This is a genomic window from Pseudomonas sp. PDM30, assembly GCF_019218985.1.
GTDB classification, from domain to species: domain Bacteria; phylum Pseudomonadota; class Gammaproteobacteria; order Pseudomonadales; family Pseudomonadaceae; genus Aquipseudomonas; species Aquipseudomonas jessenii.
The window spans coordinates 150,728-171,316 of the sequence record NZ_JAHUWM010000009.1; the positions used below are offsets into that span (position 1 = coordinate 150,728).

At 59.4% G+C, this 20,589-nt stretch carries 17 protein-coding genes and 1 pseudogene; 11 read left to right on the forward strand and 7 right to left on the reverse strand.

The features are described 5' to 3' along the window. Positions 1–74: 74 nt before the first annotated feature. The 4 genes from KW840_RS21140 to KW840_RS21155 all read right to left on the reverse strand — a co-directional run bounded on the left by KW840_RS21140 (position 75) and on the right by KW840_RS21155 (position 5,216). Positions 75–1,049 carry an AraC family transcriptional regulator gene (locus tag KW840_RS21140; protein WP_154908522.1) on the reverse strand — a complete coding sequence of 325 codons (975 nt, stop codon included), beginning with the start codon at positions 1,047–1,049 and terminating at the stop codon, positions 75–77. An 85-nt stretch (positions 1,050–1,134) separates the two neighbouring features. Continuing rightward, the gene (locus KW840_RS21145) at positions 1,135–2,490 is read right to left on the reverse strand and encodes an MFS transporter (protein WP_218497573.1); all 1,356 of its coding nucleotides are present in this window, start codon (positions 2,488–2,490) and stop codon (positions 1,135–1,137) included. A 148-nt stretch (positions 2,491–2,638) separates the two neighbouring features. Then, on the reverse strand, positions 2,639–3,889 hold the full coding sequence (locus KW840_RS21150; RefSeq protein WP_159390165.1) for an OprD family outer membrane porin: 1,251 nt from the start codon (positions 3,887–3,889) through the stop codon (positions 2,639–2,641). A gap of 631 nt (positions 3,890–4,520) precedes the next feature. Continuing rightward, positions 4,521–5,216, reverse strand: coding sequence for a helix-turn-helix domain-containing protein (locus KW840_RS21155; RefSeq protein ID WP_218497575.1), 696 nt, complete (start codon positions 5,214–5,216; stop codon positions 4,521–4,523). Positions 5,217–5,319: 103 nt separating this feature from the next. On the opposite strand from KW840_RS21155, the gene KW840_RS21160 reads away from it, so the two are divergent. From KW840_RS21160 to KW840_RS21180, 5 genes are all read left to right on the forward strand, one after another. After that, entirely contained in the window at positions 5,320–6,261 is a 942-nt protein-coding gene (locus tag KW840_RS21160; protein WP_218497577.1) for a carbon-nitrogen hydrolase family protein, read from the forward strand. A gap of 71 nt (positions 6,262–6,332) precedes the next feature. Next, positions 6,333–6,767, forward strand: coding sequence for a GFA family protein (locus KW840_RS21165; RefSeq protein WP_218497579.1), 435 nt, complete (start codon positions 6,333–6,335; stop codon positions 6,765–6,767). 266 nt (positions 6,768–7,033) lie between these two features. Continuing rightward, entirely contained in the window at positions 7,034–8,446 is a 1,413-nt protein-coding gene (locus KW840_RS21170; RefSeq protein WP_218497581.1) for an FAD/NAD(P)-binding protein, read from the forward strand. Positions 8,447–8,462: 16 nt separating this feature from the next. Beyond that, positions 8,463–9,422 (forward strand): alpha/beta fold hydrolase, encoded by a 960-nt coding sequence (locus KW840_RS21175; RefSeq protein WP_218497583.1) that lies wholly within the window; start codon positions 8,463–8,465, stop codon positions 9,420–9,422. Between the two features lie 24 nt (positions 9,423–9,446). After that, positions 9,447–10,874, forward strand: coding sequence for a GGDEF domain-containing protein (locus tag KW840_RS21180; RefSeq protein ID WP_090456086.1), 1,428 nt, complete (start codon positions 9,447–9,449; stop codon positions 10,872–10,874). Positions 10,875–11,119: 245 nt separating this feature from the next. On the opposite strand, the gene KW840_RS21185 is transcribed toward KW840_RS21180, so the two are convergent. After that, positions 11,120–12,022, reverse strand: coding sequence for a universal stress protein (locus tag KW840_RS21185; protein ID WP_090456087.1), 903 nt, complete (start codon positions 12,020–12,022; stop codon positions 11,120–11,122). 481 nt (positions 12,023–12,503) lie between these two features. Here KW840_RS21185 and KW840_RS21190 point away from each other — a divergent pair, with 481 nt between their 5' ends. From KW840_RS21190 to KW840_RS21200, 3 genes are all read left to right on the forward strand, one after another. Then, positions 12,504–12,902: a hypothetical protein gene (locus KW840_RS21190; protein WP_218497584.1), complete on the forward strand. Its 399-nt coding sequence runs from the start codon at positions 12,504–12,506 to the stop codon at positions 12,900–12,902. Between the two features lie 332 nt (positions 12,903–13,234). Next, a complete protein-coding gene (locus tag KW840_RS21195; protein ID WP_218497587.1) occupies positions 13,235–14,407 on the forward strand; it encodes a DUF1624 domain-containing protein in 1,173 nt (390 codons plus the stop codon). A 199-nt stretch (positions 14,408–14,606) separates the two neighbouring features. Beyond that, the gene (locus KW840_RS21200) at positions 14,607–15,374 is read left to right on the forward strand and encodes a metallophosphoesterase (protein ID WP_218497589.1); all 768 of its coding nucleotides are present in this window, start codon (positions 14,607–14,609) and stop codon (positions 15,372–15,374) included. Between the two features lie 8 nt (positions 15,375–15,382). Here KW840_RS21200 and KW840_RS21205 read toward each other — a convergent pair. After that, positions 15,383–16,336: pseudogene (locus KW840_RS21205) on the reverse strand (LysR family transcriptional regulator). A gap of 143 nt (positions 16,337–16,479) precedes the next feature. Between KW840_RS21205 and KW840_RS21210 the strand changes: the two are divergent. Beyond that, positions 16,480–17,658, forward strand: a complete 1,179-nt coding sequence (locus tag KW840_RS21210; RefSeq protein ID WP_154908537.1) for a M20 aminoacylase family protein — start codon at positions 16,480–16,482, stop codon at positions 17,656–17,658. Positions 17,659–17,696: 38 nt separating this feature from the next. Next, a complete protein-coding gene (locus tag KW840_RS21215) occupies positions 17,697–18,995 on the forward strand; it encodes an MFS transporter (RefSeq protein WP_256353530.1) in 1,299 nt (432 codons plus the stop codon). Between the two features lie 64 nt (positions 18,996–19,059). Here the strand turns inward: KW840_RS21215 and KW840_RS21220 are convergent, their stop codons facing one another. After that, on the reverse strand, positions 19,060–19,260 hold the full coding sequence (locus KW840_RS21220) for a YbdD/YjiX family protein (RefSeq protein WP_090456099.1): 201 nt from the start codon (positions 19,258–19,260) through the stop codon (positions 19,060–19,062). Between the two features lie 199 nt (positions 19,261–19,459). On the opposite strand from KW840_RS21220, the gene KW840_RS21225 reads away from it, so the two are divergent. Continuing rightward, on the forward strand, positions 19,460–20,491 hold the full coding sequence (locus tag KW840_RS21225; protein ID WP_218497591.1) for an NAD(P)-dependent alcohol dehydrogenase: 1,032 nt from the start codon (positions 19,460–19,462) through the stop codon (positions 20,489–20,491). Positions 20,492–20,589 lie beyond the last annotated feature (98 nt).

Consider the following 20,589-nt stretch of genomic DNA (forward strand, 5'->3'; position numbering starts at 1 on the left):
GACTCGATCCTATCGAGCCGCACCGCCACAGACTCCTCCGATTGCGCAGCCGAATGACCGATTGCGCAGGTGTCTCAATGCTTCTGCCGCCGCAGGGTGTCCGACGGCAGGCAACCATAGCGTTGCCGATAAGCGCTGGAGAAATGCCCGAAGCTGTTGATGCCATGACGCAACAGGATATCGGTGACGGTTTCGCCGGCCCTGCCCTGCTTGAGCGACTCGTGGATGACCGCCAGGCGACGGTCGCGGATGTACTCGACCGGCGCCTGCCGGAGGAACTGGTTGAAACCGTTCTGCAAGGTGCGCACCGAGACACCACACAGTTCGCTCAGGGTCGTCAGGCTGATCGGTTCGTCGAGGTGTTCCTCGATGTAGTCACGGGCCTTTTTCACGTGGTGTGGCAGCGGCACGCGCGAATCGATCAACAGATCCGCGGAGTAGTTATGCGGCAGCTGCGTGAGCAGCAACTGCATCAGGTATTCGGACAGGCCGCTGGCGAGGCGCGAACCGTCAACGCCGCTGCCGTAGAGCCGGCAGATGTAGTCCAGGGTGTGATAGAGGCTGACGACGCCGGCGCCCAGGTGGTCGACGCTGACATCAAAGATCACCGACTGGCGCAGGCTGCGGCCGAGCAGGCGTTGCAGCTGCGTCTCCAGGGCATCACGGTCGACACGCAGGATCAGGTTGCGGCACTCGCCATCGGTGACGATGCGGCTTTGCGCGAACGGCGAGGAAACGCTCAGGTAGCCCGACTGCATCGCCGCGCTGCGCCGCCCGTGGGCCACTTCGCAATGTCCCTGCAAGGTGATGCGAAACAGGTACTGATCGGCGATGTCGCCGATGGTGATCTCCACCGGCGCGCCATAACGCAGGTCGAGCAGCGCCGAATCGCCGAAGAATACGCCATTGAGCCGGGTGTAGATCGGCTCGTCACGCAGCACATTGAAACTGTGGGGGCACAGGTATTGGCTGACCTTGTCCTTGATCTCGCGGTAGTCGGCCGAACTGAGCAGGCTATGCCGTTCCAGCAGGTGTACGTCATTCAACATCAAGGGTTCTCCTGACGTGGAGCGTCTCGGCCCCGCTCCCTTTGACAGGAGCGAGGCCGGGGCGCCGATCGTGGACTATGACCAATCAAGCCCGGGTCGGATACTCCCGGGCATAACTTTCGCGAAAACGACGGCAACCACGCCAGAGCAGCAGCACGGTCAACGCCGATGCACCGGCGATCACCAGCGACATCGACGACCCTACCGCCGCGGGCGATCCGAAATAGCGGTCGGTCAACAGCGCCACCAGCGTGGTGCCCAGGCCCAACCCCAGCAGATTGCTGATCAGCAGGAACACGGCCGAGACCTGTGCGCGCACCTGGTTCGGTGCGAGGATCTGCATCGCCGCCGTGGACGCCGGCATCGGGAACGAGGCGAAGAACATCGCTGGCACCAACAGGGTCACCGACAGCCACAGTTGATCGACTTGAGAGAACAGCACGGCCGGCACCGCCATGCCGAGGGCACCGATGACGCCAGTGCGCATGGCAGCGTCCTGATGACCTTTCTTGGCCAGATAATCGGTGAGCCATCCACCGAACAGCACCCCGCCTGTGTTGGCCACCAACAGCACGGTGCCAAGCATGTAGCCCGCCTCCATCGGCGACAGGCCGAACTTGCGGATGTACAGCGCCGGGCTCCAGCTCATCAAGCAGAACAGGGCCATGGCGTAAAATGAAAAGCCCAGGTAATGACAGGTGAAGGTGGCGCGATGGCGGCCGAGGAAGCGCAAGCCATCACCCATCCCGACCTTCCTGGCCCGACCCTGCGCATCCACCTGCAGGCCTTTGCGCGCCGGATCGCGCACGGTAAGCCAGATCAACAGGCCGACCACGATGCCGGGCAGGCCGACAATGAAGAACGCCAGCTGCCAGGCCTTCATCGCACCGAGAAAGGCGACCTCGATGGTGTTCATGTCCTTGAGCATCGCGATCACATAGCCGCCCACCAGGAAGGCCAGACCACCACCGACGAACGAGCCGATCGAGTAGATGCCCACCGCGCGGCCGAGTTTCTCCTTGGGGAACATGTCGCTGAACATCGAGTAGGCCGAGGGCGACAGGGCTGCCTCGCCGACACCGACGCCAATGCGGGCGAGGAACATGTGCAGGAAGTTCTTGCTCAGACCGCAGGCCGCCGTCGCCAGGCTCCAGAACACCACGCCGACGGCGATGATCTTCGGTCGCGAGAAGCGGTCGGCCAGATAGGCGATGGGCATGCCCATGAACGCGTAGAACAACGAAAAGGCCAGCCCGTGCAGCAGGCTGAACTGGGTGTCGCTGATCTGCAGGTCGGCTTTGATCGGCTCGATCATCAGCGCCAGGATCTGCCGATCCACAAATGAAAAGATGTAGGCGATCATGCACAGGCCGACCACATACCACTCGTAAATGTAGGTTTTCTTCTTCTGCAGGACCGCGTTATCGACCTGGATATTCACTAGTGTTTGCTCCTCTTGGAATCCGCTCATGCGCGCAGCGGTGCGCAGAACAACGACTGGAAAGTTGCGGGGCAGATGCAAAGGACAAAGGGTTCGAACATGGTCAGGCCTCTTATTGTTATGGGGGCAAATCCCGGGTGGACGCGGCTTACCAGAACTTCCAGGTGTAGGTCGTGGCGACACGGAATTCGTTGTAGTCGTAGCCGTACTTCTGTTTCACGTCGATGTTGCGCAGGTCCAGCCCCAGGCCTTGCAGCGCCCCGCTCTGGACCACGTAGCTGAGCCCCAGAAAGCGTTCGCTTTCCTGGTTGTCGCTCAGGTTGTTGCCACGGTCCCAGTTGGTACCCTTGATATAGCGGGTGTAGAGCTTCAGCCCCGGCACGCCCATTCCGGCAAAGTCATAGCTGTAGCGCGCCCCCCAGGACTTTTCATCCGGGCGGACAAACCCCAGGGACGACCAGTGCACCAGGTAAGGTTGCGGGATAAAACCGTTCATCGTTGGGAACACGCTGTCACCGAGCATGCGCTGGTAACTGAGGCCAAACATGTGGGCGCCTTTGAGCAAGGTGAACAAGGCACCGTAGGAACGGTTGTCGATCTCACCGTTCAACGCATTGCCATCTTCATTGTTATTGAAGTAGCGCAAGTCGGTTTTAAGTTTGTAGCCACTACCCAGGTCAGCCATATGCATCAGGCCGAAATAGTGTTGCTGATAAATATCGTGCAACACGCCGTAGAAATAACTGGCTTGCAAGTTTTTGGTAATGTCGTAAGTTGCGCCGCCGAAGTCCAGGCCGTCACTGTCGAGATTATCGGTGGAACCAAACTTGTATAGCTTCTCGTGGTTGGAAGATTCCCGTGTCACGGCGGACCAGAACCGGCCACCGGTCATCGTCAACCCATCGACTTCCCTGGACTCGACCACGGCCCCTTGATAGATCGTATCCAGTTGCCGACTGGGGTCATCGGACGCCACCGGCAGTTGTGGACGAAGGTCACCGACCTTCAACTCGGTCTTGCTGTAGCGCATCTTGAAAGTTGCACCGGCGCGACTGTAGTCATCGGCCGTCTGCTGGTCGCGGACGCTGTACGGCAGCGAACCGTCATTGCCCGACGAATCCAGGCGCACGGCGTACTGCGCATCCACATCAAGGCCGATTGCCAGGGCCGTGTCGGTGTAACCGGAGGTAAACTGCGCATCGAAACCCTGGGACCAACTATGCACTTCAGAAACCGGCGCATTGGTATTGGTGTAGTTACGATGCAAGTAGAAGTTTCGCGTATCCACTTTCAAGTGACTGTCATCAACAACATCGGCATAGGCTGTCAATGGCGAACAGATAATTCCCAACACGCCGGCAATACCGAGCCCACGGCAACATTGCTTTACCTGATACATCTAACTTCTCCACATCTGTATGTGCTGGGCACTGTATTTATAGGAGCAGATTCGAACTAAAAACTAAAAATGCCGGCAGCCGAACACCGAGCCTTCTTGCACAGGAAGGCGGATTGCATCAGGGATATAAAGAACGATGGGTTCGAGCATTGTCAGACCTATTGTTGTTATGGGGTAAAGCGCCAGGCGGGCTCAGTGGAACAGCCAGCCAAGACGACACGCCTCTTGTCTACCCAAGGTAAGTGAGTAGGCGCCGCGCCGATATCGAGATGAACAGCATCCGTTGGGGGGAAAACTTCAACCCGGCTAAAGGTTTCCCTTAGTCGACTCAAAGGCGCAGGGCACACGATGGGAGATGGCAAGCCTGAATTGCATAAGCCTTCCTTAAGCGAGGTCTTGTTGTTGGATGGGCCCTAAGCTAGCGATTGCCCTGCCTGCCAACCTCCCCGATTGCGCAGGCGATTCTCCAATTGCGCAGCCTGATGCAGACTGCCTGAGCACTGCAGCCTGCGAGCCCCCTGCAGCAACAGCACTTCGCCGCGCCATTCGGCGAACTGGAAGCCCATCCCCTGTCGCCGAGCCATTCGGATGGCGGACAAGCTGCTGATGCTCTATCGCAATCTCGAGATGGCTATTGCAAAGGCTGGATTGCAGCGCTCCGGGTACCGGCGAATGCACTCGTGCCAAGCCAGCGCCACAGGTTTTCCGCATCCTGCACAGCGCCGTCCACACGCAGCTCTCGCGACTGAAGAACCTCCCTTGGTGTGCGGTCGCCAGTCCACACCTCGGTCAACGCACGCACGCTGGAGTCCACGACGAGCGTGAGTTCGCGTCCGGGGTCGTCGCGGCACAGATCTGCCACACCATGTTCGACCACGAGCCACCACTCTTGCTCGCCGGACCGCGCGTCGCGGAACCTGAAGTGAATGACCACCGCCCGGGACGGGAACATCTCGATGCGCGCGAATCGGCGCACGTCCCACATGAGCAGGCCCGCGTCGAGTTCGCTATCGCGAAGGCGACTACCTATCCAACGCGCGCCCCAATGCCCTAGCGCCATGATGATGGGGCGCAGTTCCTCGCCTGCCTCGGTCAGGCTGTACTCCCAGACTTTGCCCGTGGCCGTGCGATGTACGACACCGATATCTTCCAGGTGGCGCAACCGCTGTGCCAGCAAGCTGGTGGACATCCGTGGTACGCCGCGGTGCAGTTCATTGAAGCGCTTACTGCCGCACAGCAGTTCGCGCACGACCAAAGGCGTCCAGCGCTCGCACAGTGCTTCAGCACCGCGCGCGACCGTACAGAACTGACCGTAGCTTTCATCCATCGCCTGTACTCCGCACATACAACGCTTCAGATTCTGAACTAGCCTCGCGGTTTCGCCACGTGCACGCTGAAACCTGCGAAAGCCACCGTCTCAGGAGAACGCCATGACCAAGATAGCCATCATTCAGCGGCCGCCAGTGCTGCTCGATCGCAGCGCGACAATCGCCCGAGCCGTGCAATCGGTCGCTGAGGCTGCGGCGGCTGAAGCCTCGTTGATTGTTTTACCCGAATCGTTCATTCCAGGTTACCCGTCGTGGATCTGGCGGCTGGCGGCGGGAAAAGACGGGGCTTTAATGGGCCAGTTACACACGCGTCTGCTGGCCAACGCCGTTGATATCGCGAACGGTGACCTGAACGAATTGTGCGAGGCCGCCAGCACTCATGCCGTGACAATCGTATGCGGCATAAATGAATGCGAGCGGCGTAAAGGAGGCGGCACGCTCTACAACAGCGTAGTCGTTATCGGTACGAACGGCGAAGTGCTCAACCGGCATCGCAAGCTGATGCCAACGAACCCCGAGCGCATGGTCCATGGTTTCGGTGATGCGTCAGGGTTGCGTACGGTCGATACACCCGTCGGCCGCATTGGTGCGCTCATCTGCTGGGAAAACTACATGCCCCTGGCGCGCTATTCATTGTATGCCCAGGGAGTGGAAATCTATGTCGCCCCCACGTACGACACCGGCGAAGGCTGGATCAGCACGATGCGTCACATTGCACTCGAAGGTCGGTGCTGGGTGATCGGCAGTGGCACCTCGTTGCGCGGCAGTGACATTCCCGATGACTTTCCGGCTCGCATGCAACTGTTTCCCGATCCGCAAGAGTGGATCAACGATGGCGACTCGGTGGTGGTCAACCCTCAAGGCCGGATCACAGCCGGTCCATTACACCGTGAGGCAGGCATTCTGTATGCGGACATCGACACCTCACTCGTGGCGCCAGCGCGACGGACGCTCGACGTCACCGGGCACTATGCGCGCCCTGACATTTTCGAACTGCAGGTGCGACGCACGCCGGCGACAGCGGTGCGCTTCATCGACGAGTGACGCTAACCAACGCTCAGGCAATCCATCCCAACTTCGACGGTATGTGTAATAACTGATGAAGGAGTCATTCCATGAGCATTCAAAGGTCTTACAAAGGCAGTTGTTTTTGCGGCGCAGTCGAGTTCACCGTCAGCGGTGAGCCGACCGCAATGGGCTATTGCCATTGCGAGTCGTGTCGACATTGGTCAGCAGCGCCGGTCAATGCCTTCACGCTGTGGAAACCCGAGGCGGTGCAAGTGACTCGGGGGGCTGACAACATTGGCACCTACAACAAGACACCGCAGAGTTATCGCAAATGGTGCAAGAGTTGCGGCGGACACCTCTTCACCGAACACCCAGGGATGGGGCTCATCGACGTGTATGCCGCTGTCATCCCGGATCTCGCGTATTCGCCAGGAGTTCACGTGCACTATCAGGAGGCCAGGCTGCGCATCAAAGACGGGTTGCCCAAGCTGAAGGATGTCCCCAGCGAATTAGGGGGATCGGGCGTCAGCGTGGACGAATAGCGCTAGCACGATAGCGTGCGGCGATCCGACCTTGCCTGATTACGCCAGTTGCCATCTGTTCGGCAATGTCATGACTACCAGTTAACTGAAATCCAGGCCGCGTAGTTGGATGTTTCTTCGCGCATGCCGGCTTGAGTATGGACATTCAGGCTGCAGCCATTAATTCCATTGGTTATGTGGGTGAGGAGCATTCGTTCTATTGCGCGCGGCATGGGTGGCTAATCTACGGAGGTTGAGGGGGGCAACCGTCAGGAAGGTGCAACCATATGGACGCAAATCCGATCGAAACCGACTATCTGATCATCGGGGCTGGCGCGACCGCCATGGCCTTCGTCGATACGCTACTCAAGGAAACGAATGCACGTATCGTGATGGTGGATCGGCACGGTCGACCTGGCGGGCACTGGAATGATGCCTACCCCTTTGTCCGATTGCACCAGCCCTCGGCCTTCTATGGCGTCAACTCACGGGAACTGGGCAGCGCAACGAAAGACACAACGGCACTGAACGAGGGCTTGTATGAGCTGGCCTCCGGCGCCGAGGTGATGAGCTACTTCGACCAGGTGATGAATCAGCAGTTTCTGCCGTCAGGTCGGGTCCGGTACTTCCCCATGTGCGACTACACCGGCGACCGCATTGACGACCACCGGTTTACCTCGCTGATCAGCGGCGTAAGCCATCAGGTGCGGGTGCACAAAAAGGTCGTGGACGCCACCCATGCCCAGACGGCGGTGCCCTCGACCCACCCACCCAGATACAAGGTGGAACCCGGCGTGCAATGCGTGCCACTGAACGACCTGCCGAAGATCCAGCACCCACACACTGGCTACGTAGTGGTGGGATCGGGCAAGACCGGGATCGACGCCTGCCTGTGGTGCCTGCAAAACGGTGTTGCGCCCGAAAAAATCTGCTGGATCATGCCAAACGATCCGTGGTTGATCGACCGGGCCAACTTGCAACCCGGCCTCGACAGCTTCGAACGAACAATCGGCGGCCTCACGGCACAGCTAGAGGCTATCGCAGCCGCGGACTCGATCCCGGACCTGTTCTCCAGGCTTGAGGCGGCGGGCCAGCTCTTGCGCCTGGATACGTCCGTCGAACCCACTGCTTACCGCTGCGCCACCGTCACTCAAGCGGAATTACGCGAGCTTCGACGCATCGACAACATTGTGCGCCTGGGGAGAGTGAGCGTTATCGAGCCAACGCGCATCGTGCTCGAGCAGGGCAGCATCGCCACGAGCCCAAATGCTCTGCACATTGATTGCAGCGCCAGTGCCATCCCGACACTCCCTGAAATGCAGGTGTTCGACGGCGGCAAGATCAACCTGGTGATGGTAAGCAGCTGCCAACCCTTGTTCAGCGCGGCCTTGATCGCTTATGTGGAAAGCCACCTGGACGATCAAGCGCAAATGAACGCGTTTTGCACAATGGTCCCCCCGCCTCACGTCCCCACGGACTGGATCAGAATCTGGGCCGTCTACCTGGGTAACCAGCTACGCTGGGGAGAACATGAAGGTCTGTCCCGCTGGATCAGGCAGTCGCGTTTGTACTTCATGACGGCGGTGGTCAGGGGCTTGCAAGAAACCGACACCGAGAAACTGGCACAGCTGCGTCGGCTCTCTGTCAGCAGGCAACAGGCTCTGACGAATCTGCCGCGTTTGCTGGAGGCCATCGCTTGAATCGCAGGAAGAGCACATGAACGAGCCACACCTCGAACTGCTCGACATCAATGGCATCCGCATGCAGGTCGCCATCCAGGGCTCCGGTCCCTTGGTCTTGCTATGCCACGGATTCCCGGAGCTGGGGTACTCGTGGCGCAACCAGCTTGCTGCGCTGGCGGCCGCCGGCTACAGAGCGGTAGCGCCCGACATGCGCGGCTATGGCGGCACAGATGCCCCGGCCGAACCCGACGCCTACACCACGCTCCACCTGGTAGGCGACATGGTCGAGTTGGTCAACGCACTCGGCGAACAGCAAGCCGTGATCGTCGGCCATGACTGGGGCGCGCAGGTAGCCTGGGGCGCAGCTTTGATGCGACCCGATCTGTTCCGCGCGGTGGTCGGCATGAGCGTTCCCTTCTCGCCACCGACGCGCGTGGAGCTCCTCAGCGCGCTTGCCTCGCGGGGTATCAGCGACTTCTACATCCAGTATTTCCAGACGCCGGGTGTGGCCGAGGCCGAGTTGGAAAGGGACGTCGAGTCGTCGATCCGGCGCATCTACTTCAGTGGCTCGGGTGACGGACCCGATTGGCCGGTGTTCGGCCGGCTGCAGCCGGGCCAGGGCTTCCTCGGCGCGATGGTCGAGCCCGAAACACTGCCAGTCTGGCTAAGCCTTGAGGACATTGCCTATTACACCCGCGAATTCACCCGCAGCGGATTTCGCGGCGGCTTGAACTGGTACCGCAACATGACGCGCTCATGGGCACTTCTGGCACCTTGGCGCGGTTGCATTATCCGGCAGCCGTCGATGTTCATTGCCGGGAGCCGCGACGGCGTGCTGAAGTTTCCGAGTTCCCCGCGGCAGATCGAAGCCTTCGCGCAGACACTGCCGGGACTGCGCGGGTGTCATATCCTCGAAGGTGCCGGCCACTGGATACAGCAAGAGCGCGCGACAGAGGTCAATGAGCTGCTGTTGGGCTTCCTGAAAGAACTCTGAATTGATTTAAAACTGGAGGGAACCATGAACAATCTCATCGCCACCGACGAGTCACCTGAAGCCGTTCGCCTCATGGTCAGGGTTTACGCCTACTTGCTGCTCGCAGGATTTGCGTTTGTTCCGGCCTATCTGATTGGGTACTTGTACTTTTTTCAGGACCCCACGCTTATATTCGAGAATCACCTGTTCCATATAGTTGCGATCACGACAGCCACCCTGGCCGGCTCGTTTGTTACGTACGTAACGTGGCGCTGCTATCAGTCATCGGGAGATCCGCTGCTGCGATGGATGACGCTTGGTTTTCTCGGCTTTGTACTGATCTATGCGTTGCATGGTGCGTTCACCGGGCAAGCACACCACAATATCTGGCTCTTCCTGCTTTATGGACCCGCCTCTCGCCTGGTCATGTCGATTCTGCTGTTAGTCGGACTGCTGTCGTACCACCGCCCACCTGTTGCCGCGGACCAACGAATGAAGGCCCGCCCGTGGTTGACCTGGATAGGACTGTTCCTGCTGGTCGACGTGGCAGTGGCGTACGTCGCGAATTCGCCGATCGCCAGCAATCTCGCGGTGCGCCTATCGATGGAAGGTGGTGCCCTCGTTCTTTCCACATTGACCGTGACAATACTCCTGCTGCGCCGTATCCGTTCGCCGCTGATGACCATTTTTATCATCTCGGTCACCGCGTTCGCGCTGTCATCTCTTGCCTTCATCCTTGCACGTCCGTGGAACCATATGTGGTGGCTCGCTCATGCGATCTTCGCCGGTGGATTCTTCATGTTGAGCTATGGGGTAGTGCAAGCGTTCCTCACCACGCGGTCGTTTTCGAAGATTTACAGCCAAGAGGAATTGATGGTGCGTCTTGCCGAAGCGATGGCGTATGCCGAGAGCGCCCTGCAGGAACTCCAGCGCACCAATCAAGAACTCGGGCACCTTGCGGCGACCGATCCACTGACAGGCGCTGATAATCGTCGTCGGTTCATGGAGCGGGTCGAAGTCGAAATTGGCCGGACCAAACGCGGCGGTGCGCCGTTCTCCGTGTTGGCACTCGATCTGGATAATTTCAAGTCCATCAACGATCGCTTCGGGCATCAGGTTGGCGATGACATCCTGAAGAGTTTCGTGGAGAAATGCCTCGATTCGATCCGCCCGTATGACGGTGTCGCCCGAGTGGGCGGGGAGGAATTCATGATACTGCTACCTCAGACTTCACTTGAAGGCGCGCACGAAATCGCTGAGCGTCTGCGAAGCACCGTTGCAAATAGTTCTTTTCATGGCCAGCAGCGGTCAACCGTGGTCACAGTGAGCATCGGCGTATCGCAATCCGGTCGCGATGGCGACACGATCGAGGCAATTCTGCGTACAGCCGATCAACGCCTGTATCACGCTAAACACGAAGGCCGTAACCGTGTGGTCACTACCTTCAAAACCAGCCTCCAACCTATGCCTTGACCATCGTCTCGAAGTCGCTGAAAGCGTCGGCACCGATACCCCGTGTCAGTGTTTCGGACTGTGCAACAGATTTCGAAAAAAAGTCGCAAGCCCCACTTCGCTTCGGGGCTTGCGACTCATTTGGCATTGTCATGCGCTTTGCCCGAGCCTTTCCCATGGTCACTGGCTGCAATCAACCAAGCTCCGTCATAACCATGCGTCAGTGGGAATAATCCAGTCACCTACGCCTTGCGGTGTCTTCTCGATCACTGATCCGCAGAACCCGTAACGGCGAAAATGTTGCAGGGCACTTGATACAGAACATGCTCCGTCGTACTGCCCACCCATTTGCCCAGTCCCTTGCGATGCGCATTTCCCATGACGATCACATCGGCCCGGTGATGCGCTGCAAAGTCGGCCAGCGCTTTGCCAGGGGGGCCTGCAACGAAGTGTTGCCGCTCAGTGGGTACGCCATAGTGGTCGGCCAATGCGATAAATGTCTTTTGCAGTGACTTGCGTACATCGCTGCTGAAGCCTGGCATCGTCACTGCACCAGCGCCTGCGTCGGATATATGTGTCAGCGATAGATCGTAGGCATACAGCAGATGCAACTCCGCATTGCATTGCATCGACAACCCGTTCGCCGCCTGGATGATGCGGTCGTTGATGCCAGTGATCTGAGTCTCGGGTTGTGACGGATCGACTGCCGCCACTACCACCCGTGGAAGTGGACACCTGAGTTCGCTGACCAGATGCACAGCCACCGGACATTCGCGCAACAAGTGCCAATCCAGAGGCGTAATGAAAACGCGTTTGAGCGCTGACTCGTGTTGCACGTCCTTGATAACCAGATCCGGTTGCATTTCTGCCACATGTCGAAGTATTTCTTGCAGCGCGGTGCGCGTAACAAGCACTTCGGTGCTCACTGCAACTCCGCGTCCGCGGATTAGACCGGCCTCATCCTTCAGCCACTTTTCGTTTTCTTGCTGACAGGCCTCACGAAAACGCGCACCGGCGCTCATCAAACCCAAGAGGTTGGAGTCTTCGATAAACACCGTGATATGCAGCGCTGCGCCCGTGGCTTCGGCAATGGCGACAGCTCGCTCCAACGCCGGGGTGTGACGCATGACTGGACCGGCTATCAGAAAGAGTCGTTGATATTGGCTCATGTAACACCTCCAAATGCTTCGGGATATCTAGCCCCCCCAGCGTTGTCGCCTGTCACACCACCGACGATTTACTATCGCCTCAACTATCTGGAACTATCAATATACGCCTGGATGCCATCTATCCCCTACTTGGCCGAGTCAACTTTTTCAACAGAATCGACCGACTGCTGCCGGTCGCCGTTGCCGATGTTCGACCGAAAGCCCACTGTCAGCGCGTTGTATTTGAGTCGCCCCGATTTACTGGACGCATGACCAGTTGAATCCACAGTCGTTTACTGGCGTTCACTAAAGGCAGTAAACCGCCAGGAACGGTTATCGAGATAGCGAACCTAAAAGGGGCCGCACACTGGCGCCGTTAGCTATTTAAGCAGCGGCCCCTAGAACTTTTCTCTATTTATCGGTCTATGTGGATAGCCACATCCGTTCGGTAAACGCGAACCCGCAGGCTCCCCCACAAATCAACCAGAGGTTGTCTTCGCTCATGAAATTCCATGACCCACGGATGGTGCTCTTCGGCCTGTTCGCGTTCGCGGCAGTGGGCTCGGCATCAGCAACACAGATGAAGACCTCAACCCCTGTTTTCGCACCTGAAGTCGCAGTCGTTCAGGTGCCGGCCCAGACTGCCGGCAATCCTTGGCCGACCTTGGCCAGCATGGCCGGCAAGCAACCAGGGCCGTTGCTTGCCCATGACGACCGATACTGGCATGACGGCCGCTGGCACTCTCGTAGAGACGATTGGCGCCGTGACGACTGGCGTAGAGATAACTGGCGCAGAGAGCAGGCCCGCCGCGAAGCAGAACGCCAACGTTATTGGGAACGCCACCATGATCGGGCCATGCGGCACCGCTATGAGGACGATCGCCGCTACTATCGTCGCTAGTGCGACGCCAAGGGCAATTCGCCTGCAACACCGGCGATGCACCGCCAACCTGCGAAACCGGCCCGAAACAGCTGTACTCGCTCATCGGGTTGTAGAAGCTGGCTAGAAACGTCGACGAGGTACGAGCGACTCCCTATCGCCCTCCTCGCCGGCGTTGAAGGCAATATGCAAACGATCATGGCTATGCTGCCGCCCTCCTCCAGTTCCGATGACGCCGAGCCACCCCATGCGAATACACACGCGGCAGGCATACATGTTATGTTATATCTTATATAACCATGAACTGTCAGTCGCCACTGGCAGAGCCGTCCACCCCCTGCTTGCGACATTCGATGACAACTTCTACTCACATCCCCCCCATCACAAGCTTGAACCAACGCCTGCTGTCCATTGATGCCCTGAGGGGATTGGTAATCCTCCTTATGCTGCTGGATCACGTGCGCGAAACGTTCTTTTTGCACCGTCAAGTAGCAGACCCCATGGACATCGAATCCACTGAGCCGGCGCTGTTTTTCAGCCGCACACTTGCTCATTTGTGTGCGCCGGTGTTCATACTGCTCACTGGACTTTCCGCTTACCTGTATGACCAAAAGCACCAGGGCAAGGGCGATGTGTCAGCCTTTTTGTTCAAGCGCGGTCTATTGCTGGTAATGCTGGAGTTCACCCTGGTGAATTTCGCCTGGACATTTCAGCTCCCACCTACGGCGATCTACATGCAAGTGATTTGGGCCATTGGCATCTGCATGATTGCCCTGGCCGGACTGATTTGGTTACCCAGGCCCATGCTGTGCTGCCTGGGCCTGGTGATCGTGGCCGGGCACAATCTGCTGGATAATCTGCACTTCGCGACAGGCTTGCCCATGCATATACCCTGGGCCATTCTGCATGATCGCGGCTGGATCGATGTCTGCGACAGCTTACGTCTGCGCACCTCTTATCCTGTGCTTCCCTGGATCGGTGTGATCGCCCTTGGATACAGTATCGGCCCCTGGTTTTCTGGCCAGGTTTTGGCCGCGGAGCGTCAACGTATTCTGCTGCTTGCCGGGGCCGGAACATTGGTCGGATTTGTCGCACTGCGAGCAGTCAATGGTTATGGCGAGGTGCATTGGGTCGCTCATGAAGGCATCACGCAAACCCTCATGAGCTTCTTCAACATTACAAAATACCCGCCCTCCCTGTTGTTCCTTTTGCTGACGTCGGGCATTGGCCTGTTACTGCTTCGTGCCTTGGAACAGGCTCAACAACGCAAGTGGGTCACTGCATTGGCAGTCTTTGGCGCGGCGCCGATGTTCTTCTACTTGCTCCACCTTTACGTACTCAAGGCGCTGTATCTGGTCAGCGTGGCGTTGTACGGATTGAACCAGGGAAATTTTTTCGGTTTCGACAGCATTTGGGCTGTGTGGCTGACGGCGGTGCTCCTGGCTTTATCCCTGTATTTACCCGTGCGCTGGTTCGCGGCATTGAAGGCACGCCGTCGCGATATCGGATGGCTCAAATATTTCTGATCAGGACATTTGCTCACAAAAGTGGCCCCTGGAGAGCAATGCCAGTCAGGTAAGCGTTTGAACACCTTCCAGAGGGACGGTGGCCGGTCGTTGGATTAGCGTTCACTGAAGATCAAAACCGTGGGCGGCAGACTTGTGGCAACGGGTTATCAACGCGTAAGTTGATGACCTGCCCTTAACGACACGCCGGAGTTGATCCATGCGCATCGCCTTGCTGTCCGACATGCACCTGTCCGTCAATACGATCCCGTTTCCCGTCGTGGATGCCGATATTGTCGTGCTCGCCGGGGACATCGCCCGGCCGGCCAAGGCTATCGAGTGGGCCAGAGCCTGCCCGGTTCCACTGCTGTACGTGGCAGGCAATCACGAGTTTTATGGCAGTGACCTGGTCTCCACCTACGAACAGTTGAACAGCCTGACGCAAGGTACGCAGATCCACGTTCTGGAACGTTCGGAGTACGTCCACGACGGCGTGCGTTTTCTCGGCTGCACCTTGTGGTCTGACTATCGCCTTCTCGACGGCCCCGAGGACCGGGCGCTGGGCATCGATCTGGCGACCCGGCTGATTCGTGACTTCAGCCACATCAAGATCGCCCCCGATTTCCCTGACCTGTTCACGCCGGCCATTTCCCAGCTGGTGTTTCTGCAGACGGTCGCCTGGCTGGAAGACTGCTTCACCCGCGACAGCAGCACACCCACGGTGGTGGTCTCTCATTTCGCCCCGACAAAATCGAGCATCAGCCCGACCTTTGCCGGTTCGCCGATCAACTCAAGCTTTGTCTCGGACCTCGAAGCGCGGATCAAGGACTGGCAGCCGGCACTGTGGCTGCATGGCCATACCCATGGCAGCTTTGATTATCGAGTGGGTAACACCCGCGTGATCTGCAACCCCCGGGGCTATGCCAAGAATGGCATCAATGAAAATCCTGATTTCGATGATGCCTTCGTGATCGATCTGGATCTGTGAAGCGACCCTCAAATCAACAGTTCCAGCGTATCGAACAGTTCGACATCTTCCGGCCGTGTCGACCGGGCGCGGCGGCGGATGACCTAGAACAGGCAGTCGACGAAGCATTGCCCGGCGACCCCCAACTGGGCATTGCGCGGGGTGACGATGCCGATGGTGTCGGTGGCGAAGGTTTCCGCCAGCGCCAGGCGCCCCACCCGTTCGCGGTAGCCCGGGATGGTGAGCATCGGCTCCGGGAAGTAACTGAGCATGTCTGTCTGCTCCACCAATGAAAGCGTCAACTGCGGTGAATGCGCGCGGTGGATGTGTTGCATATCGATCTGCGCACCGTGTTGCCAAAACAACTCGGTCATCAAACCTTCATGGCTGGCATCCGGGTAGTTGACCACCCAATCCTGATCCAGCAAATCGTGGATCGAGCGGCTGTCGCGCCGTGGATGCTCATGGCGGGCCACCACGGCCATGCGGTAAGACAGAATCTGCTCGCTGACGAACTCCGGGCGCGGCAGCAGTGATGACACCAACCCCACTGCAAACTCCATGGTGCCGTCGCGCAATCGCGGCAACGTCACCGCCATCAAGCCTTCGAAAATCTCCAGGCGTACCCGTGGCATGCGCTGGCGGAATAGCGTCACGACCTCGGGTAACAAGGTCATGCCCATCCACGGCGAAATGCCGAGGCGCAACTGCCCTTCGGCCTGGTCGCTCAGGTGTGCCAGTTCCAGTTGCGCGCGTTCGAGTTGGCTGAGCATCTGCCGCGCATGCTGCAACAGTGACTGACCGTAGGTGGTCAGCACCACACCGCTGGCATTGCGCAACAGCAGTGGCAGGTTCAAGTGTTCCTCCAGCTCGCGCAACGCCTTGGCCACTGCCGTCTGCGACCCCCCCAGTTGCCGCGCCGCCGCACGAATGCTGCCGCAGTCGGCAATCATCACCAGCGCCCGCAATTGATGCAGCTTCATCCCTTCCTCCTGATGCACCAGGGTGTAAACCAGCGGTTTTCAGCCCACCTTTTTTGCGACTGCCGCGACATTCGCCAACTCATTAGCATCACAGGGTATCAGTCCAACAGCCGAAAACGACCAATAAAAACGAGGAGAATCTGATGACCGATTTGCCCGCCCTGCCCGGCATTCGTGCACTCGAAGAAGAGATGATCGCCCTGCGCCGACACATCCACGCCCATCCGGAATTGAGCTTTGAAGAGTTCGCCACCGCTGACCTGGTGGCGAGCAAGCTCCAGGCCTGGGGTTACCAGGTACATCGCGGCCTGGGCGGCACCGGTGTGGTCGGGCTGTTGCGCCAAGGCTCCAGCGGCAAAACGATCGGCCTGCGCGCCGACATGGATGCGCTGCCGATCATCGAGCAGACCGGGTTGCCCTACTCCAGCCGCCACGAAGGCGTGATGCACGCCTGCGGTCACGACGGGCACACGGCGATGCTGCTGGCGGCCGCCCGTTACCTGGCCGAGAGCCGAGAGTTCGACGGCTCGCTGGTGGTGATTTTCCAGCCGGCCGAGGAAGGCGACGGCGGCGCTCGGCGCATGCTCGATGACGGTCTGTTCGAGCTGTTCCCCTGCGACGCGGTGTTCGCGATGCACAACATGCCAGGACTGCCGGTGGGCAAACTGGGCTTCCTCGCTGGCCCGTTCATGGCCTCGACCGACACCGTGACCATTCGGGTCGACGGCGTTGGCGGTCACGGCGCCATGCCGCACAAGGCCGTTGACCCGGTACTGGCCGGCTCGGCCATCGTCATGGCACTACAAAGCATTGTCTCGCGCAATGTCGCGCCGCTCGACACAGCGGTTGTGACCGTCGGCGCGTTCCACGCCGGGATTGCCGCCAACGTGATTCCCGATCACGCCGAGTTGCAGTTGAGCGTGCGTGCGCTCAAGGCGCAGGTGCGTGACGAGCTGATTGTACGGATCACCGCCGTGGCCGAGGCCCAGGCTACGAGTTTCGGCGCCCGCGCCACGGTGACGGTCGACGAGGCGCAACGCTTCCCGGCTCTGTTGAATCATCCCGAAAGCACCGAGTTCGCCCGGCAAGTAGCGCTTGATTGGGTGGGCGAAGACGGCTTGATCGCGAACATGCAACCGCTGACCGGGAGTGAGGATTTCGCCGTGATGCTGGAGCGTTGCCCCGGTTGTTATTTGCTGATCGGCAACGGTGATGGCGAAGGCGGCTGCATGGTGCATAACCCCGGCTACGACTTCAACGATGACTGCCTGCCGACAGGTGCGAGCTACTGGGTGCGGCTGGTCGAGACCTTCCTGGCCTGACCTCATCCCTATCGCCCTCGTCTTCTGGAGTTCGTCAAATGTCCACTCCCGTCTCTACCGCCATGCCTGATACCGCTGCGACCCGGCAGCCGATTGGTGCGAAAGCCATCGCCGCCATCACCATCGGCTCCGGTCTCGAGTTCTACGATTTTTCCGTCTACAGCTTCTTCGCCACACTGATCGGTCGCCAGTTTTTCCCGGTCGAGAGCACGCTCGGGCAATTGCTGCTGTCCCTGGCGACCTTTGGTGTCGGTTTCGGCATGCGCCCCATCGGTGGCCTGGTACTCGGCGCCTATGCCGACCGGGTCGGGCGCAAACCGGCGATGATGCTCACCCTGTGGCTGATGGCGCTGGGTTCTCTGTTGTTCACCATCGCCCCCACCTATGCGCAGATCGGCGCCTTCGCACCGTTGATCATTGTGCTGGCACGCCTGATCCAGGGCTTCGCCATCGGCGGTGAGGTCGGAGCCTCTACGGCAATGCTGATGGAACACGCCGATGACAGAAGCCGCGGGTTCTACGGCAGTTGGCAGCTGTTCAGCCAGGGCTTGAGCTTTCTGCTCGGCGCACTGGTGGCCCTGGCACTGAGCTCGTCCCTGCCGCCCGAGGCGCTGGAGAGCTGGGGTTGGCGGGTGCCGTTTGCCCTCGGGATGCTGGTGATCCCGGTCGGCATTTATATCCGTCGTCACCTCAAGGAAACCGCCGCCGAACAAGGTCATGAAGCGTTCTCCAGCGTGCGGGTGATCTTCACCGGCTACCGTCGCCTGATCGTGACCGGGGTGCTGTTGGTGATCGGTAGCACCGCGTCCAGCTACATCGTGCTCGATTACATGACCAACTACACGGTCACGGTGCTGCACCTGCCGATGACCATGGGCACCACCGCCGCCTGCCTCGGCGCGCTGGTGCAGATCAGCCTGTCGATCTGGGCCGGCCGGCTCAGCGACCGTATCGGCCGGCGCCGCACCATCGCTCTGGGCAGTATCCCGATGCTGTTGCTGATCTATCCGGCGTTCATGCTGATGAACCAGTTCCCGACGCTCGGCATGCTGCTGGCCGTCTCGTTGGTCACCACCCTGTTGCTGGTGTTGATCACCGTGCCGACCCTGGTGTTGGTCACTGAACTGTTCCCAAGGGCGATTCGCGCCACCGGGTTATCGATCATCTATTGCCTGGGTGTCTCGGTGTTCGGCGGCTTCGCGCAGTTTTTCGCCACCGGTTTGATCGGCCTGACCGGCAATAACAACGCCCCGGCGCTGTATGTCATGGCGTGCCTGTGCCTGACCTTGATCGGGCTGGCGATGGTCAAGGAAACGGCCGGCAAGCCACTCGATTAGGCCGTTGTGACCATGACGGGCGTATGCGTCGGATTCTTTCAAACCGCGTATACGCCCAACGCCTTCAACAACACCGCGTATTGCATTTGCCCCGGCCAAAACGCGCTTCCTGGCGTTCGCGGAAAAACATCTCATAGCTCATGACTGGCTCGCCCGGACGGTTGCGGGCCATTTGTGCCACGTAGTTGTCGTACTCGGGAACGCCCACCATCAATCGGGCGCTCTGGCTGAACAATCTGGCGATCTGCTGCAGTTTGCTGAACATGACTGATCTCTCTGTATGCGTGGGACCTGGCCCATGAAACCGCGTTCATGTATCTGCACTGTGTCCACATCGGGCGCCTTTGTATTTTCATGTATCCAGGCTCGCACCCGATGGAACGCCGGCAACCCGCTACACTTTCCTCGCTCCGCCGCGGCACCAAAGCGGTCAAGACCCCTGACTTCTGATCTGGAGGTATCCCATGAGCGACAGCAGCGAACTCACCACCTTTACCGGCTGGGCCGCCACCGCAGCGGGCGCGCCACTGGAACGCTACAGCTACGATCCCGGTCCGTTGGGCAACGACGAGGTGGAAGCCGCCGTGGAATATTGCGGCGTCTGCCACTCCGACCAGTCGTTGATCGACAACGATTGGGGTATCAGCCACTACCCGTTTATCCCCGGCCATGAGGTGGTCGGCCGTATCGTGCGGCTGGGCGATCAGGTTCGCGGTCTGGAAATGGGGCAACGGGTGGGCATCGGTTGGTACAAGGGCAGTTGCATGCATTGCACGTCGTGCATCGAAGGTTCCCATAACCTGTGCCGCACCGTGCAACCGACCATCATCGGCAGCAACGGCGGCTTTGCCGACCGCATTCGTTCGCACTGGGCCTGGGCCCTGCCGATCCCGACCGGACTCGATCCGGCTATGGCCGGGCCGCTGTTCTGTGCCGGTTCGACCGTGTTCAACCCGCTGTTGGAATTCGGCATCAAGCCCACTGACCGGGTCGGCGTGGTGGGTATTGGCGGTCTCGGTCACCTGGCGCTACGTTTTCTCAACGCCTGGGGCTGCGAAGTCACGGCGTTCACCTCATCGCTTAGCAAGCAGGACGAAGCCAGGCGCCTGGGCGCACACAAGGTGGTCGCCTCGACCGATACCAATGCGCTCAATGCCATTGCCGGCACCCTGGATTTTCTGCTGGTCACCGCCAACGCCAACCTCGACTGGAGCGCCATGCTCGCCACCCTGCGCGGCAAGGGTCGCCTGCACTTTGTCGGCGTCGTGCCCGATGCCATACCGATGCACGTGTTCGAGCTGATTCCCCAGCAAAAAACCATGTCCGCCTCACCGGTCGGCTCGCCCGCCAACACCGCGACCATGCTGGAATTCTGCGCACGCCACCAGATTGTGCCGCAGGTCGAGATGTTTCCCATGAGCCGCGTCAACGAGGCCATCGATCACTTGCGCAGTGGCAAGGCGCGCTACCGCGTGGTGCTGGACGCCAGTCAGTGACCTTGTAGGAGCTGGCTTGTCGGGTCGCCGCATCGCAGCGATGGTCGTTAACGATAACGCGTGTGAACTGGATAAACGCGGCGCATTTGAGTCCATCG

Bases quoted from the DNA above. Each gene is read 5' to 3' on its own strand.
- KW840_RS21160 (WP_218497577.1), top strand. From the start codon at position 5,320: ATGACCAAGATAGCCATCATTCAGCGGCCGCCAGTGCTGCTCGATCGC.
- KW840_RS21170 (WP_218497581.1), top strand. From the start codon at position 7,034: ATGGACGCAAATCCGATCGAAACCGACTATCTGATCATCGGGGCTGGC.
- KW840_RS21180 (WP_090456086.1), top strand. From the start codon at position 9,447: ATGAACAATCTCATCGCCACCGACGAGTCACCTGAAGCCGTTCGCCTC.
- KW840_RS21225 (WP_218497591.1), top strand. From the start codon at position 19,460: ATGAGCGACAGCAGCGAACTCACCACCTTTACCGGCTGGGCCGCCACC.
- KW840_RS21215 (WP_256353530.1), top strand. From the start codon at position 17,697: ATGTCCACTCCCGTCTCTACCGCCATGCCTGATACCGCTGCGACCCGG.
- KW840_RS21190 (WP_218497584.1), top strand. From the start codon at position 12,504: ATGAAATTCCATGACCCACGGATGGTGCTCTTCGGCCTGTTCGCGTTC.
- KW840_RS21200 (WP_218497589.1), top strand. From the start codon at position 14,607: ATGCGCATCGCCTTGCTGTCCGACATGCACCTGTCCGTCAATACGATC.
- KW840_RS21210 (WP_154908537.1), top strand. From the start codon at position 16,480: ATGACCGATTTGCCCGCCCTGCCCGGCATTCGTGCACTCGAAGAAGAG.
- KW840_RS21165 (WP_218497579.1), top strand. From the start codon at position 6,333: ATGAGCATTCAAAGGTCTTACAAAGGCAGTTGTTTTTGCGGCGCAGTC.
- KW840_RS21175 (WP_218497583.1), top strand. From the start codon at position 8,463: ATGAACGAGCCACACCTCGAACTGCTCGACATCAATGGCATCCGCATG.
- KW840_RS21150 (WP_159390165.1), bottom strand. From the start codon at position 3,889: ATGTATCAGGTAAAGCAATGTTGCCGTGGGCTCGGTATTGCCGGCGTG.
- KW840_RS21220 (WP_090456099.1), bottom strand. From the start codon at position 19,260: ATGTTCAGCAAACTGCAGCAGATCGCCAGATTGTTCAGCCAGAGCGCC.
- KW840_RS21140 (WP_154908522.1), bottom strand. From the start codon at position 1,049: ATGTTGAATGACGTACACCTGCTGGAACGGCATAGCCTGCTCAGTTCG.
- KW840_RS21185 (WP_090456087.1), bottom strand. From the start codon at position 12,022: ATGAGCCAATATCAACGACTCTTTCTGATAGCCGGTCCAGTCATGCGT.
- KW840_RS21195 (WP_218497587.1), top strand. From the start codon at position 13,235: ATGACAACTTCTACTCACATCCCCCCCATCACAAGCTTGAACCAACGC.
- KW840_RS21155 (WP_218497575.1), bottom strand. From the start codon at position 5,216: ATGGATGAAAGCTACGGTCAGTTCTGTACGGTCGCGCGCGGTGCTGAA.